This window comes from Tsukamurella sp. PLM1 (assembly GCF_023168325.1).
Lineage (GTDB): Bacteria > Actinomycetota > Actinomycetes > Mycobacteriales > Mycobacteriaceae > Tsukamurella.
The window spans coordinates 3,210,202-3,223,891 of sequence record NZ_AP025688.1 but is presented as its reverse complement, the minus strand read 5'-3'; the positions used below and the strand labels follow the sequence as shown (position 1 = coordinate 3,223,891).

Sequence of the window (13,690 nt, the reverse complement as noted above, 5' to 3'; positions counted from 1 at the left end):
CCGAACCGACCGACAGACAAGGACGCGTCCCATGACCGACCGGACCACCGAGGCCCTCGCGGAGGGCATCGCCCGCTCCCGCGACACCGACTACCTGGACATGGAATCGCTACTCTCCGAGCAGGAGATGGACCTGCTGGTCAAGGTCCGCAAGTTCGGCGACAAGGAGCTACTGCCGATCGTGAACGACTACTGGGAGCGCGGCGAGTTCCCGCACGAGATCCTGCCGAAACTTCGCGAGCTGAAGATCGTGGGCGACACCATGACCGGCTACGGCATCACGCCGATGACCGCCGTGGGGCAGGGACTCGTCTCGTACGAACTGGGACGCATCGACGGCAGCATCGCCACGTTCATGGGGGTGCACGTGGGCCTGGCGATGCAGTCGATCTACATCCTCGGCTCCGAGGAACAGCGCACGCGGTGGCTGCCGGCGATGGCGAACCTCGACAGGATCGGCGCCTTCGCCCTCACCGAACCCGACCACGGCTCCGACTCGGTGGCGCTGGAGGCCACCGCCACCCGCGACGGATCGGACTGGATCCTCAACGGCGTCAAGCGCTGGCCGGGCAACGCGACGTGGTGCGACATCATCGTGGTCTTCGCCCGCGACACCGGCGACGGCAAGGTCAAGGCCTTCGTCGTGGAGAAGGACGACCCCGGCTACAGCGCCACCAAGATCGGCGGCAAGGTGTCGCTGCGCATGGTGCAGAACGCCGACATCGTCCTTGAGGACGTGCGGGTGCCCGATGACCGACGGCTGGTGCATTGCAACGGTTTCCCCGATGTCTCCAAGGTGCTCATGGGTACCCGCAACGCGGTCGCCTGGTCGTCCACCGGCCATGCGGTGGCCGCCTACGAGATCGCGCTGACCTACGCGCAGCGGCGCATCCAGTTCGGCAAGCCGATCGCCGCGACCCAGGCGATCCAGGGCAAGCTGGTCGAGATGCTCGGCGACGTGACGGCGATGCAGCTGTACTGCATCCGGCTGGGCCGGCTGCTGGACGAGGGCGCGGTCACCGACACGATGGCCGCGCTCGCGAAGTACTACTGCAGCGTGAAGGCACGGCACGTGTGCCGCCTGGCGCGGGACGTCCTGGGCGGCAACGGCATCACGCTCGACTTCCACGTGATGCGGCACCTGTGCGACATGGAGGCGCTCGTCACCTACGAGGGCACCGCGGAGATCCAGTCGCTGCTCGTGGGCCGGGAGGTGACGGGTAAGGGCGCGTTCGTCTGACCAGCGGCCGACCGGCCGGTGTCGCGGAACCCGCGACCGGCGGGACTGCGCGGGCGGCGGGGACTACGTGGGCGGCGCCGCCGTCGAGGACGCCACCGCCGCCGCGGAGGCTTGCGACAGGCACACGAGGTGTCCGTCGGGGTCGCGCACGACGGCCATCCGCTCGCCCCACGGCCGCTCCTCGGGCGGGTCCACGACGACACCGCCCCGCGCGGCCCACGCTCCGACGACGCCGTCCAGATCCGGGACGGCGAGGCCCAGGGCGACCGCGGTGTCGCTGGGCGTCGCGGGGCGCTCGTGCAGCATGATCTCGACGCCGTCGGCCGTGGCGAGCCACGCGAGTTCGTCGGCAGAGGCGGTGCGCCGCAGGCCGACCAGGCCCTCGTAGAACGCCAGCGCGGGATCCAGCGCGGTGACGGAGACGACGAGGCGGAGATCGACGCGGTCATGCAGCCACGCTACGCCTCCGGGAGAGCCGAACCGGGTCAGTCGTCCGACTCGACCAGCGGTACCCAGTGCTCGACGATGCTGCGGTACGGCGCCTCGGCCTCCATCTGCGAGCAGATGCCCACCATGCCGAGCAGGACGCGGAACAGCATCACGTACTCGGTGGGCAGGGCCAGCTTGCGGCCGGTCTGGAACTGCTCGCCGCGCACGTCCGTCGCGGTGTACGCCGCCTTCATCAGCCACTTGCGGGTGAAGTGGAAGCTCTCGGAGCGCAGCGGGTCCACGTACGGTGCCAGGTAGCTCCGGATGTCCTCGGCGGTGATCTCCAGCCGCGGCGGGATGAACCCCTGGCTGCGCAGCAGCGGGAACAGCTCGTCGTAGCGCTCGTCGCGCGCGAGCCGCAGGATCTTGCCCACCGCCGGCGGGATGCCGCCGGGGTACTCCGCGACGGCGCCGAAGTCGAGCGCGATCAGCCTGCCGTCCGGCGCGATCATGAAGTTGCCGGGGTGGGGGTCGCCGTGCAGCAGGCCGGTGCGCGCAGGCGCACTCACCTCGAACTCGGTGAGCTTCGCCGCGGCGTCGTCGCGCTCGGCCTGGGTGCCGTTCGCGATCACGTCCCGCAGGGGCCGCCCGGTGACCCATTCGCTGATGATCACGGCGGGCGCGCTCGCGAACACCTTCGGGACCTGGACGTTCGGGTCACCGTCGAAGGCCTTCGCGAACTTGCGCTGATTCGTGGCCTCGTACCGGTAGTCGAGCTCGGCCTCGGTGCGGTCAGTGAGCTCCTGCACTAGCGACTTGATGTCGGCACCCGGCGTCAGCGGCTTGATCACCGAGCTGAGCCGGCCGAGCGCCTTGAGGTCGGCGCGCAGGGCTTCGTCGGCGCCCGGGTACTGGACCTTGACCGCCACCTCGCGCCCGTCGGCCCACACGCCGCGGTGCACCTGGCCGATCGACGCGGAGGCGGCGGCATCGTCGTCGAAGGAACTGAACCGGTCACGCCACCCCGTTCCCAGCTGTTGGTCGAGGACCTTGTGCACCGTCGCGGCGGGCATCGGCGGCGCCTCGTTCTGCAGCTTGGCGAGCGCGTCCCGGTAGGGCTCGGCGTACTCGGGCGGCACCGCGGCCTCCATCACGCTCATCGCCTGGCCCAGCTTCATGGCGCCGCCCTTGAGCTGGCCCAAGACCTCGAACAGTTGCTCGGCGGCCCTCGCCTGCAACTCGGCGTTCACCTCGTCCTTATCGGCGCCCGCCAGCCGTTTGCCCCAGCCCACGGCCGTCCGCCCGGCCATGCCCAGCGGGAGTCCTGCAAGCTTGGCGGTGCGCTTCGCGCCGCCGCGGGTGATCTCGGACACCTGACCCCTGAAGTCAACCTGCCGCCTCGTCCGCGGGGAGGTCGGTGACCCCACATCCGCACCCGGGGTGCATGAACCATCGTCGGACGGCGATTGCGCAGCCCTCGATCTCCAAACTACAGCCGACGACGTCCGGCGGGGCCGCCGAGTCCCACCGCGCGGCCCCGATCGCGTCCACCTGCTGCGCCGCGATGGCGGCCGTGACCCGGAGGACCTGTCCCGATGCCCGCCCGGCGCGTCCGAACAGCTGGCAGGCCAGCGTCGGCCAGCCGGGGTCGACGTCGGTGCGGGTGCGGTCGAGGCAGCGCAGGCACGGCCCCGCGCCCGGCAGCACTAGCGGCCCCACCACACCCGTCCCGTCGCGCAGCACCACCGGAAGGTGCGGGACCCGGGCGCGCATCAGCCGCCGGACCAGCACGGGGTCGGGGGAGAGCGTGTCGGTGAGCAGCACCAGGTCCAGCGGGCGGCCGTCGGGGCGCCAGCTGCGCGACGTCCCCGCGGTCACGCGCAGCCCGTCGACCGCGGCCAGCTCGCCGAGGACCGCGTCGGCCACCTGGCCGCGCCCGTGCAGGTACACGTGCAGCGGAGCCCCCGGGCGCTCCGTCTCGAGCAGCCCGTGGCCGCGGAGTGCGCCCAGGAGCGCGTCCACGTCCGGCGCAGTCATCCCCGCATCGGCGGCGTGTCGCTGTAGTTCCTGAGGGGAGCGGTAGGACTGCAGCCAGCGGAGCAGGCCGGCGGTCACGTCCGGCGTGAGCCAGGACGGCGGCCGGAGGACGGCCGCGCCGGTCGCCGAGGCGCCCAGTTGGACCAGCGTCGGCGGGCGCACGACGACGGTGAGATATGGGTTCAGGCGTTGCCGCATGGCTCACCCTGGCACGCCGCGCCACGGCCGCACCGCCGAGAACACCCGTTATCCACAGGGTGAAATCAGCTCTGATCAGGAGCGATGGGCCGCTGCAGGAACTTCCCGACGGTGCCCGACCGGTGCGGTGAAGACGTCGCGCCGGAACCGCGCGAACAGCGTCGCGCTCTCGCGGAGCAGGGCCCGCCGCGATCCGCCCACCGCGACCAGTGCGGGGCCGTGATCCGCTGCGACCACGACCGCGACGGCTGCGGCGAAGCCCTGCCAGAGCACCCCGGTCGCCCTCCGGCGCCACGTCGGCGTGGCCGCGAAGCCCGCCGCGAGCCGGTCGCGCTGGAACCGGATGTGGTACTGCTCGTCGTCCAGGATCCGGCTGCTGACCTCGGCGAGCAGCGGGTCCGCCGAGCGCGCCAGGGCGCCGTAGTAGCTCACCGCGATCAGCTCGGCCACCGTGAGCACGAGCAGCTCGCACCGCAGGCCCAGCGCCCGCCGCGCCCGCACGAAGACGGCGTCCGACCAGTGCCGGTCGAGCAGTTGTCCGCCGCCCGCTCGGATCAGCTCCGCCAGCAGCCGGGCGTGCTCGTTCTCCTCCGCGACGAACAGCCGCACGGCTGCGGCGTACTCCGGGTCTCCCGCCGTATCCGCGTGCGCGAACAGCGTCGACCCGTCACCGCTCTCGCCGACCTGGAACCGCTGCAGGCTCGCGATCACGGCCGGCGGCAGCGCCGCACCGCGGGACCATTGCGGATCGGCGCCGCGCTGCAGGGCCCGCTGTTCGAAGTGTTCAACCCACGTCATCCATCCTTCATACCTCGGTAAACCTGAGATGAAGATGAATGAACCCGGGTCAGTTCTCGTCGGATTCGCCCGCGTCGCGCCGCATCTCCCGCTCGATCGCGGCGATCGGATCGTCCAGATCGGACGCGTCGCCGGTGGTATCGCCCAGGAACCGGTCGATGAAGCCCGCGGGATTGTCCAGGTCGGAGGCGTCGGGGATGAGGTCCGGATGCGCCCACACCCCGTCGCGCTGCTCCAGCGACGTCGCGGTGCGCAGCCGCTCCCACAGGTCGGCCGCCTCGCGCGCCTTGCGCGGCCGCAGCTCCAGGCCCACCAGCGTGGCGAAGGTCTGCTCGGCCGGGCCGCCCGACGCGCGGCGGCGGCGCATCGTCTCGCGCAGCGCGGCGGCGCTCGGCAGCCGCTCGCTGATCGCGGCGTGCACCACCGTCTCGACCCAGCCCTCGATCAGGGCGAGCAGCGTCTCGAGCCGCCCCAGCGCCGCGGTCTGCTCCGGCGTCGCCTTCGGCTGCAGCGCGGCGCCCTGCGCGGCCATCAGCTCCTCCAGCTTGGCGGGGTCCTGCAGCGCGGTCGGGTCCAGGTTCCGCGAGAGCTCCTCGATTCCCGACATGTCGATCTGGATGCCCCGCGCGTACTGCTCGACCGTGTCCAGTAGCCGTGCGCGCAGCCACGGGACGTGCGAGAACAGCCGCTGGTGGGCGGCCTCGCGCGCGGCCAGGAACACCAGGATCTCCTGGTCCTTCTGGTCCAGGTCCTTGCTGAAGGCCTCGATCGCCTCGGGCAGCAGCGCGGCGGTGTCGTCCGGGCCCAGCGGCAGGCCGATGTCGGTGCTCGTGAGCACCTCCTTCGACAGCGTTCCCAGCGCCTGGCCCAACTGGGTGCCGAACGACACAGATCCGAGCTGCGTGAACATGCCCATCATCGGCGCGGCCATCTCGCGCGCCTCCTCGGGCATGCTCTGGAGCCACGATCCGGAGATCTTCTCCGCCACCGGGTTCACCAGCCGCTTCCAGGTGGGCAGCGTCTTCTCCTGCCAGTCCACGGGGGTCCACGCGGCCGTCTTCTGCGGGCCCGCCGGGAGCGCCGTGGCACCGTCGAGCCAGAGCTGCGCGAGGTGCATCGACTCGTCGATCGCCGAGCGCTGCCGGTCGGAGACCGGCGCGTGCTTACCCAGCGTCTGGCGCGCGAGCTGTGCGGCGATCGTGTAGTTCACCGGCTCGCCCGATGCGGCGCCGGGCGCCGACATCCCCGAGCCCATGCCCGAGATCATCTGGCCGAGCTGACTGAGCATGTCGCCCAGCTGCGACATGTCGAACGGCTGACCGGCGCCGAACGGCTGGTCCCCGCGCCCGTCACCGTCGTCACCGCGGTCGCCGGGGAGGAGAATCCGAAGGGCACGTCGTTCATGCTTCCACGGTACTGCCCGCAGTCCCGGCCCGCCGCCACGTCCGTCACGCTCTGCGCGAACACCCGGCCGCTACTCTGTCGGCGTGACGGAACGCAGGATCACGACGGTGCTCGCGGCCCTGGTGCCTCTCCTGGTACTGGCGGTGCTCGGGATGTTCGTGACGGTGCCGTACGTGGCGGTGGGCCCGGGGGATACCGCGGACACCCTCACGACGTACGACGAGAAGGACCCCGACGGCTCGAAGCACGAGCGCCGCGTCATCACGATCGAGGGACTGCCGGTGCACCAGCCGGCCGGCGAGTTGCGGTTCACCACGGTGTCGGTCACCGACGGCCTGAACCTGTACGGCGCTCTCGGCAAGTGGCTCACCGGCGCGCAGCTCGCCCCGCGCGACGCCTACTACGCCCCGGGGAAGACCCGCGAGCAGATCGAAGAGGGCAACCGTGCGCAGTTCACCGGCTCGGAATCCACCGCCACGATCGCCGCGATGCGCCATCTCAAGATCCCCGGCGCCCGGCGTGGTCGGGCTGATGAAAGGCGGACCGTCGGAGGGGAAGCTGCGCGAGGGCGACGTGCTCGAGTCCGTCGACGGCACCCCCGTCACCGACCTCGACCAGGTGAGCAAGGCCCTCCAGACCCGCAAGCGCGGCGACACGGTGCAGGTCGCGGTCCGTCGCGCCGACGGTGCCGTCACCGTGCCGATCGTGCTCGGCGAGAACGAGGGCAAGCCGGTCCTCGGGATCTCCGTCGGGCAGGTTCCGGCCGACCCGAAGGTCCGCATCGGGTTCGGCGTGCGGCAGGTAGGCGGCCCGTCGGCGGGATTGATGCTCACGCTCGGGATCATCGACCTGCTCGAGCCCGGTGATCTGACGGGCGGCAAGGACATCGCCGGGACCGGCGAGATCGCCGTCGACGGTGCCGTGGGCCCGATCGGCGGGATCTCCCACAAGCTCCAGGGTGCCAAACGCGACGGTGCCACGGCCTTCCTCGTGCCGGCGGCCAACTGCACGGAGGCGAAGTCCTCGCCCCCGGACGGGCTCCAGCTGATCAAGGTCGACGACCTCGACGGCGCGCTCGCCGCGCTCGCCGATGTCCGGGAAGGGCGCCCGGCACCGTCGTGCTGAGGCGCTCCTAGTCCTCGTCGAAGGTGGCGAGCAGGCCCTGGATCAGGCCGGGCGCGAGTTGGTCGGCGCGCAGCAGGTCGGCGTCGGCGAACGGATCGTCGTCGTCGGGCCGCAGCGTGAGCAGGGTGATGCGGTGACCGTCGCGCAGCACCGCGGCCACCATCCGGGCGACCTTGCGCTCGGGATGCTGCTCGGCCGCCGCGCGGCCGGCCCGGTCGGCGGCGTCGACGTCGGCCAGATGAGGCTCGAGGACGCCGTCGAGATCGGCCTCCGCGGCCGGCGGCAGCACGATGATCTCCTGCACGAGCGCGCACCCGACCACCTCGTCGGGCCAGGTGGTGGTGGCGAGCACGCCGTCGAGCTCCGCGCTCCCGCCCCGCGGATCGCCGGGCAGCGGCTCCTGCTCGATCACCGTGAGGGAGGCGCCGTCGTCGAGGAGGTCGGCCCACTCGGGCTGGCTGGTCGCGAGCAGCGATGTGGGCACGAGGCCGAACAGCTGCGGCGGCTGTCCCCAGCCCTGCGGCTCCACGAACTCGATCGCCTCCCGCGCGGCGCGGCCGAGGGCCGCCTCGCCGAACACCTGATCCGTCTCGTCGCTCACGGGCCCATGATCGCATCCCCGCAGCCGCGACCGGTAACACGCCGGAATTCGGCAAATCCGTACAGTGGTGCACGTGACGACTCCTCGTGCCGCCGGAATGCCCTCCCTGTCCCGACGGGCCAAGATCCTCATCGCGTCGGCAGTGGTGCTGTTGGCGCTGTTGCTCATCGGACCGCGGGTGGTGGACGTGTACACCGCGTTCCTCTGGTACGGCTCGCTCGGCCACGCCGGCGTGCTGCGCACCGTGCTGCTGTCGCGGATCGGGCTGTTCGCCGTGACGGGCGTGATCCTCGGGCTGTTCACCTTCGCCGGCATGTGGCTCGCGCATCGGGTGCGCCCGGCGTTCCTGCCGTCGCCCACGGACGATCCGGTGGTGCGCTACCGTGCGGTGGTCACCAGCAAGCTCAAGACCTTCGCGATCGTGCCGGCGTTGCTCATCGGCCTGATCGGCGGCATCTTCGGGCAGGCCGCGTGGCAGCAGGTGCTGCTGTTCTTCAACCGCGAGTCGTTCGGCACCACCGACGCCGAGTTCGGCAAGGACATCGGCTTCTACGCCTTCACGCTGCCGTTCATCGAGTTCGTGCTGGGGTTCGTGTTCGCGGGCCTGATCCTGATGTTCCTGGCGAATCTCGTGGCCCACTACGTGTTCGGCGGAATCCGGCTGGCGGGGCGGGACGGTTCGCTGTCGCGCGGCGCCCGCATCCAGCTCGCCGCGATCGCCGGGGTGTTCCTGGTGACCAAGGCCGTGGCGTACTGGTTCGACCGGTACGCGCTCGTCTACTCGAACCGCTCCTCGATGTTCACCGGCGCCAACTACACCGACATCCACGCGATGCTCCCAGCGAAGGCGATCCTCACGGGCATCGCGATCATCTGCGCGGCCGCGTTCTTCTTCGGCATCGTGCTGCGGGACCTGCGGGTGCCTGCGATCGCGACGGTGCTGATGCTGTTCTCGTCGCTCGTGGTGGGCGTCGGCTGGCCGGCCGCGGTGCAGACGTTCTCGGTCGGCCCGAACACCGAACGGGAGCTGCCGTACATCTCGCGGAACCTGGCGGCCACGAAGGAGGCGTACGGGCTCACCGACGCCAAGTACGAGAAGGCCGATTCGAAGGTGACCGATGAGGCGCTGCAGACGCTGACGGCGAAGGACTCGCCGTCGCTGCAGAACGTGCGCCTGCTCGACCCGAACGTGGTCTCCAAGGCGTTCTCGATGCTCAACCAGCTCCGCGAGTACTACCTGCTGCCGGACCAGCTGTCGGTGGACCGGTACGACGTGGGCGGCCGCTCGACCAACGTGCTATTGGCGCCGGTCGAGCTCAACCCCGACAAGACGCCCACCGACTGGGCGGCGCGGCATCTGCAGTACACCCACGGCAACGGGCTGATCACGGCGCCGGCCGGGCAGGTAGACCAGGTGGTCAGCGAGGGCAGCCGGGACGCGGTCAACACCGCGGGCGGCCAGCCCGTGTTCACCCGCGACGGCGTCGCCGGGCAACAGACGGTCAAGCAGCCGCGCATCTACTTCGGCGAGATCATCGGCTCCGACCCGAGCTTCTATTCGATCGTGGGTAGCAAAGGCGAGGCCCGCGAGTACGACGGCGAGGGCTTGACCTCCAAGTACGAGGGCGAGGGCGGTGTCGACATCGGCTCGTGGCTGCCGCGTCTGGCCTACGCCATCAAGTTCACCGAGCGGAACATCCTGCTCAACCCGAACATCGGCGACGAGTCGAAGATCATCTACCAGCGCGATCCGCGTGACCGCGTCAAGCAGGTGGCCCCGTTCCTCACCGTCGACACCAAGACGTATCCGGTGATCGACTCGAAGTCGGGCCGCATCGTGTGGATCGTCGACGGATACACCACGCTCCCGAAGTACCCGTACTCGCAGCAGACCTCGCTGTCCGATGCCACGGGCTCGCGGCAGCAGGCGGTGCCCGGCCAGCAGACGCAGCGGCGCCAGCCCGACGAGAAGGTGGGCTACATCCGGAACTCGGTGAAGGCCACCGTCGACGCGTACGACGGCACCGTCAAGCTCTACCAGGTGGACGAGGAGGACCCCGTCCTCAACGCGTGGAAGAAGATCTTCCCCGGCGTGGTCGAGGGCGGCGACAAGGTGCCCGCGGAGATCGCGCAGCACTTCCGCTATCCGCAGGACCTGTTCGAGGTGCAGCGCTTCCTGCTGCAGAAGTACCACGTGACAGAGCCGAACACGTTCCGCCAGGAGAGCGACGTCTGGCAGGTCGCGGGCGCGCCCAAGGACACCCCGGACAAGGACGGTCTGCAGGTGCCGTACTATTCGGTGGGGGCCACGCCGAACGGTGGGCCGACGCACTTCCAGCTGTCGACGATCCTGCAGCCCCGCAACCAGCCGTACGTGGCGGCGCAGGTCTCCGTCGCGTCGGCGGGCGAGGACGCCGGCCGGATCGTCGTGCGCGATATGCCGCGCCGCACGGCGGGCCGAGCCAGGCCGCCGACCTCATCAAGGCGTCCGAGCCGTACCGCGCCGACAACGCCAACATCCAGGCGCTCAACCCGCAGTTCGGCAACCTCCAGGCGATCGGGCTGGCGAACGGCGGCCTCGTGTACGTGTGGCCGATGTACGCCAAGAGCAGCGAGCGGGACACCCCGCCGAAGCTCATCAAGGTGTTGACGCTCAACCCGGTCACGTCCGGGGCGGGCTACAAGCCGACGGTGGCGGACTCGCTGTCGCAGGCGGGTTTCCGCAACGTCGACGCGGCGCTCGCCACGGCCGCGCCCGGTCTCGCGGGCCCGACCCAGGGGCAGACTGCGCCGCAGCCCGGCCCGGATCGCCCGACTACGCCCGCGACGGGGCAGGGCGCCGACACCCCCGAGATCCAGGCCGCGGTCAAGGCGGTCTCGGATGCGTGGGGTTCGGTCCTGTCCGCGCAGCGCAACGGTGACCAGGTGGCCGTGGGCCAGGCCATGAAGCAGCTCGGTGACGCGGTGACCAAGCTGCAGGAGGCCGAGGCGAAGGCGCGGGGCGGCAACTGATCCCGGCTCCCGGGGCGGGGCCGACGGTGCCCGCCCGCCCCGGGAGACGAGCGTCACGTTCAAACGATTTGCACTCGGTGAGCAGCTTCCAGTAACGTGGTGTTCACCCGACGCGGGGTGGAGCAGCTCGGTAGCTCGCTGGGCTCATAACCCAGAGGTCGCAGGTTCAAATCCTGTCCCCGCTACTAGGTCGAAGGCCCCCGGAGAAATCCGGGGGCCTTTCGCATTCCCGGGGCCGGGGTCGCGGCCGGTACCGTCGGTCGGGTGACCACCGAACTGCAGCGGATGCTCGCGGGGGAGCGCTACCGCGATAGCGATCCGGAACTCGAGGCGATGCGGAAGGCCTGCGGGCGCCTGCTCGATCGGTTCAACGCGACGCGGGCCGACGACGACGCGGAGCGGTCCGAGATCCTCCAGGAGCTCCTGGGCGGCGTCGGCGAGGGTTCCTGGGTCATGCCTCGGTTCCAGTGCGACTACGGCGTGCACATCAGCATCGGCGTCAACAGCTTCCTCAACTACGATGCGATCCTCATGGACTGCGCGCCCATCACCATCGGCGACGACTGCTCGATCGGCCCGCGGGTGCAGTTGCTCACCGCGCTGCACCCCGTCGAGGACCATCGGGCGCGCCGCGAACGCTGGGAGACGGCCGAGCCGATCACGATCGGCGACAACGTGTGGTTCGGCGGCGGCGTCATCGTGTGTCCCGGCGTCACGATCGGCCGCAACACCGTCGTCGGCGCCGGCAGCGTGGTCACCGAGGACCTGCCCGACCACGTGGTCGCCGTCGGCAATCCCTGCCGCGTCGTCCGGGAATTGCCCGCAGAATAAGCACGAGACCGCACCGCGGCGCGGGACCGGTCAGCGGGAGGCGCGCAGCTCTGCGACGCGCTGCCGGACGGCGGGTGCGACCTCCTCGACGAACCGGCGGCACTGCTCGAAGTCGTCGTCCTCGGCGCCGAAGACGAAGGTGTCCATGCCGATTCCCACGAGGTCCGCAAGCTCAGCGGTCCACTGCTCGACGGTGCCGTGGAAGGGCTCGTCCGACGGGGCGTCCGCGATCGCGCCGAAGATATTGTACACCCGCCGGATCGACGCCGGGTCGCGCCCGGCCGCGCGGGCACCGTCGTCGATCGCGGCGTGCCGCTCGGGCAACGAGGCGGGCGGGAAGAAGGAGTTCGACGGTGCCCACCCGTCCGCGTGGCCGCCGAGGTAACGGAGCAGCTTGGGGCCGCCCACGCCGAGCCAGATGCCGATCTCATGGGCGGGGCTCGGCCCGGGGTGCACCCCCGCGAGCCGGTAGTGCTCGCCCTCGTACCGCACGGACCTCTCGCCCGACCACATCAGCCGGATCACCTCGACGGCGTCCTTGACCGCGCCCGCGGCCTCGCCGGGGAGCGGGCCGGACCGCCCATCGCCTCGATCGCGGGCCAGAACGCGCCTGCCCCGAGCCCGAGCTCGAACCGCCCGCCGGACAGCAGGTCGAGAGTTGCCGCCGCCTGCGCCATGACCGCGGGCGGCCGGAGCGGCAGGTTCGCCACGTCCGGGAACACCCTGACCTGAGAGGTGCGCTCGAGGAGCGAACCGAGCAGGGTGAACGTGTCGACGAACGCCTGCTGATACGGATGGTCCTGGACGCCGAGGAACTCGGCCTTCCCATCCGCGAGCCCGGCGAGCGCGAAGGCGTTGTCCAGTGCGGCGGCCTTGGGGGTGACGAACAGTCCGAATTCCACGGCGCGCAGATAGTCCATGCCGTCAGCGTAGGTTCCGATCACCGTGAGCGGGAACGTTCCGGTTCGGGCCGGGGATCGGCAGAGTGGCCTGTCATGCACGGACGAGTCCCCTCGTCCGCTTCAGCCACAGGAGTTCACACATGCCGACACTGGTCATCGTCGCGTTCGTCGGGCTGCTCGGGCAGCTCGTGGACGGCAGCCTGGGCATGGCGTTCGGCGTCACCGCGACCACCTTTCTGGTGGCCCTCACGACGCTGTCGCCCGCCGCCATCAGCGCCACGATCCACCTCGCGGAGATCGGTACGAGCGCCGTCTCGGGGGCGTCGCACTGGCGCTTCGGCAACGTCGACTGGAAGGTCGTGCGCCGCATCGGCCTGCCCGGCGCGATCGGCGCGTTCGCAGGCGCGACGGTGCTGTCCAACCTCTCGACCGAGGTCGCCAAGCCGCTGATGTCGACGATCCTGCTGCTACTCGGCCTGTACGTGCTGCTGCGTTTCACCTTCCGCGGCATCGACACCAAGAACCTGGGCAAGCCGCTCAAGTCGCGCTTCCTGGCCCCGCTGGGGCTCTTCGGCGGATTCGTCGACGCGACCGGTGGCGGCGGGTGGGGCCCCGTCGGTACTCCGGCGCTGCTGGCGTCGGGCCGCATGGAGCCCCGCAAGGTGGTCGGCACCATCGACACGAGCGAGTTCCTCATCGCGCTGGCCGCCTCCCTCGGCTTCCTCGCGAACCTCGGAGGCGAGGGTGTCGACTTCGCGGCCGCTGGCGCGATCCTGCTGGGCGGCGTGATCGCGGCGCCGATCGCGGCGTGGCTCGTGCGCCACTTCCCGCCGCGGCTGTTGGGCGCGACCGTCGGTGGCCTGATCGTGCTGACCAACGCCAAGACGCTGATCGGCAAGAGCGGGCTCGCCCTCGATCCCGCCGCGCAGCGCGTGGTGTACATCCTGATCGTCGCGGGCTGGATCGCCGCGTTCGCGTACTCGTTCGTGCAGTACCGGCGCGACCGGGTGCTCGAGTCCGCGGACTCGCTCGCCGACATCGCTGCCCGCAACGCGTCGGGGTCGGACGAGCCGAAGGAGCCCGTCCCCGCCTGATCGGCGCGCTCGAGGTGCG

The 13,690-nt window shown here is 70.8% G+C and carries 12 protein-coding genes, 1 tRNA gene and 2 pseudogenes; 7 read left to right on the top strand and 8 right to left on the bottom strand.

The features are described 5' to 3' along the window. The first annotated feature begins 31 nt into the window (after positions 1–31). Positions 32–1,240 (top strand): acyl-CoA dehydrogenase family protein, encoded by a 1,209-nt coding sequence (locus MTP03_RS16560; protein WP_248489164.1) that lies wholly within the window; start codon positions 32–34, stop codon positions 1,238–1,240. A gap of 63 nt (positions 1,241–1,303) precedes the next feature. Here the strand turns inward: MTP03_RS16560 and MTP03_RS16555 are convergent, their stop codons facing one another. From MTP03_RS16555 to MTP03_RS16530, 6 genes and pseudogenes are all read right to left on the bottom strand, one after another. Next, the gene (locus MTP03_RS16555) at positions 1,304–1,693 is read right to left on the bottom strand and encodes a VOC family protein (RefSeq protein ID WP_305852796.1); all 390 of its coding nucleotides are present in this window, start codon (positions 1,691–1,693) and stop codon (positions 1,304–1,306) included. 32 nt (positions 1,694–1,725) lie between these two features. Beyond that, complete coding sequence (locus tag MTP03_RS16550; RefSeq protein WP_248489163.1) at positions 1,726–3,042, bottom strand: AarF/ABC1/UbiB kinase family protein; 1,317 nt, start codon at positions 3,040–3,042, stop codon at positions 1,726–1,728. A gap of 13 nt (positions 3,043–3,055) precedes the next feature. Further along, complete coding sequence (locus tag MTP03_RS16545) at positions 3,056–3,904, bottom strand: hypothetical protein (RefSeq protein WP_248489162.1); 849 nt, start codon at positions 3,902–3,904, stop codon at positions 3,056–3,058. Between the two features lie 75 nt (positions 3,905–3,979). Further along, positions 3,980–4,702, bottom strand: coding sequence for a ferritin-like domain-containing protein (locus MTP03_RS16540; protein ID WP_248489161.1), 723 nt, complete (start codon positions 4,700–4,702; stop codon positions 3,980–3,982). Between the two features lie 49 nt (positions 4,703–4,751). Continuing rightward, positions 4,752–6,106: pseudogene (locus MTP03_RS16535) on the bottom strand (zinc-dependent metalloprotease). 70 nt (positions 6,107–6,176) lie between these two features. After that, a complete protein-coding gene (locus tag MTP03_RS16530) occupies positions 6,177–6,434 on the bottom strand; it encodes a hypothetical protein (RefSeq protein WP_248489160.1) in 258 nt (85 codons plus the stop codon). Between the two features lie 203 nt (positions 6,435–6,637). Between MTP03_RS16530 and MTP03_RS16525 the strand changes: the two genes are divergently transcribed. Next, positions 6,638–7,231, top strand: coding sequence for a S16 family serine protease (locus tag MTP03_RS16525; RefSeq protein WP_248489159.1), 594 nt, complete (start codon positions 6,638–6,640; stop codon positions 7,229–7,231). A 7-nt stretch (positions 7,232–7,238) separates the two neighbouring features. Here the strand turns inward: MTP03_RS16525 and MTP03_RS16520 are convergent, their stop codons facing one another. After that, the gene (locus MTP03_RS16520) at positions 7,239–7,832 is read right to left on the bottom strand and encodes a PPA1309 family protein (RefSeq protein WP_248489158.1); all 594 of its coding nucleotides are present in this window, start codon (positions 7,830–7,832) and stop codon (positions 7,239–7,241) included. A 73-nt stretch (positions 7,833–7,905) separates the two neighbouring features. On the opposite strand from MTP03_RS16520, the gene MTP03_RS16515 reads away from it, so the two are divergent. The 4 genes from MTP03_RS16515 (at position 7,906) to MTP03_RS16500 (ending at position 11,675) form a co-directional block, all read left to right on the top strand. Continuing rightward, complete coding sequence (locus tag MTP03_RS16515) at positions 7,906–10,482, top strand: UPF0182 family protein (protein WP_248489157.1); 2,577 nt, start codon at positions 7,906–7,908, stop codon at positions 10,480–10,482. Next, complete coding sequence (locus MTP03_RS16510; RefSeq protein WP_248489156.1) at positions 10,428–10,844, top strand: hypothetical protein; 417 nt, start codon at positions 10,428–10,430, stop codon at positions 10,842–10,844. Before MTP03_RS16515 ends, MTP03_RS16510 begins: the two co-directional genes overlap by 55 nt. Positions 10,845–10,955: 111 nt before the next feature. Next, a tRNA-Met gene (locus tag MTP03_RS16505) sits at positions 10,956–11,029 on the top strand. Between the two features lie 100 nt (positions 11,030–11,129). Then, positions 11,130–11,675: a sugar O-acetyltransferase gene (locus tag MTP03_RS16500; protein WP_371820986.1), complete on the top strand. Its 546-nt coding sequence runs from the start codon at positions 11,130–11,132 to the stop codon at positions 11,673–11,675. A gap of 30 nt (positions 11,676–11,705) precedes the next feature. Here the strand turns inward: MTP03_RS16500 and MTP03_RS16495 are convergent. Further along, positions 11,706–12,595 (bottom strand): annotated as a pseudogene (locus MTP03_RS16495) (LLM class flavin-dependent oxidoreductase). Between the two features lie 122 nt (positions 12,596–12,717). Between MTP03_RS16495 and MTP03_RS16490 the strand changes: the two are divergent. After that, positions 12,718–13,671 carry a sulfite exporter TauE/SafE family protein gene (locus tag MTP03_RS16490; RefSeq protein ID WP_248489154.1) on the top strand — a complete coding sequence of 318 codons (954 nt, stop codon included), beginning with the start codon at positions 12,718–12,720 and terminating at the stop codon, positions 13,669–13,671. Positions 13,672–13,690 lie beyond the last annotated feature (19 nt).

Excerpts from the sequence above, each read along its gene's own strand:
- MTP03_RS16560 (WP_248489164.1), top strand. The coding sequence starts at position 32 with ATGACCGACCGGACCACCGAGGCCCTCGCGGAGGGCATCGCCCGCTCC.
- MTP03_RS16545 (WP_248489162.1), bottom strand. The coding sequence starts at position 3,904 with ATGCGGCAACGCCTGAACCCATATCTCACCGTCGTCGTGCGCCCGCCG.
- MTP03_RS16540 (WP_248489161.1), bottom strand. The coding sequence starts at position 4,702 with ATGACGTGGGTTGAACACTTCGAACAGCGGGCCCTGCAGCGCGGCGCC.
- MTP03_RS16525 (WP_248489159.1), top strand. The coding sequence starts at position 6,638 with ATGAAAGGCGGACCGTCGGAGGGGAAGCTGCGCGAGGGCGACGTGCTC.
- MTP03_RS16510 (WP_248489156.1), top strand. The coding sequence starts at position 10,428 with ATGTACGCCAAGAGCAGCGAGCGGGACACCCCGCCGAAGCTCATCAAG.
- MTP03_RS16500 (WP_371820986.1), top strand. The coding sequence starts at position 11,130 with ATGCTCGCGGGGGAGCGCTACCGCGATAGCGATCCGGAACTCGAGGCG.
- MTP03_RS16490 (WP_248489154.1), top strand. The coding sequence starts at position 12,718 with ATGCCGACACTGGTCATCGTCGCGTTCGTCGGGCTGCTCGGGCAGCTC.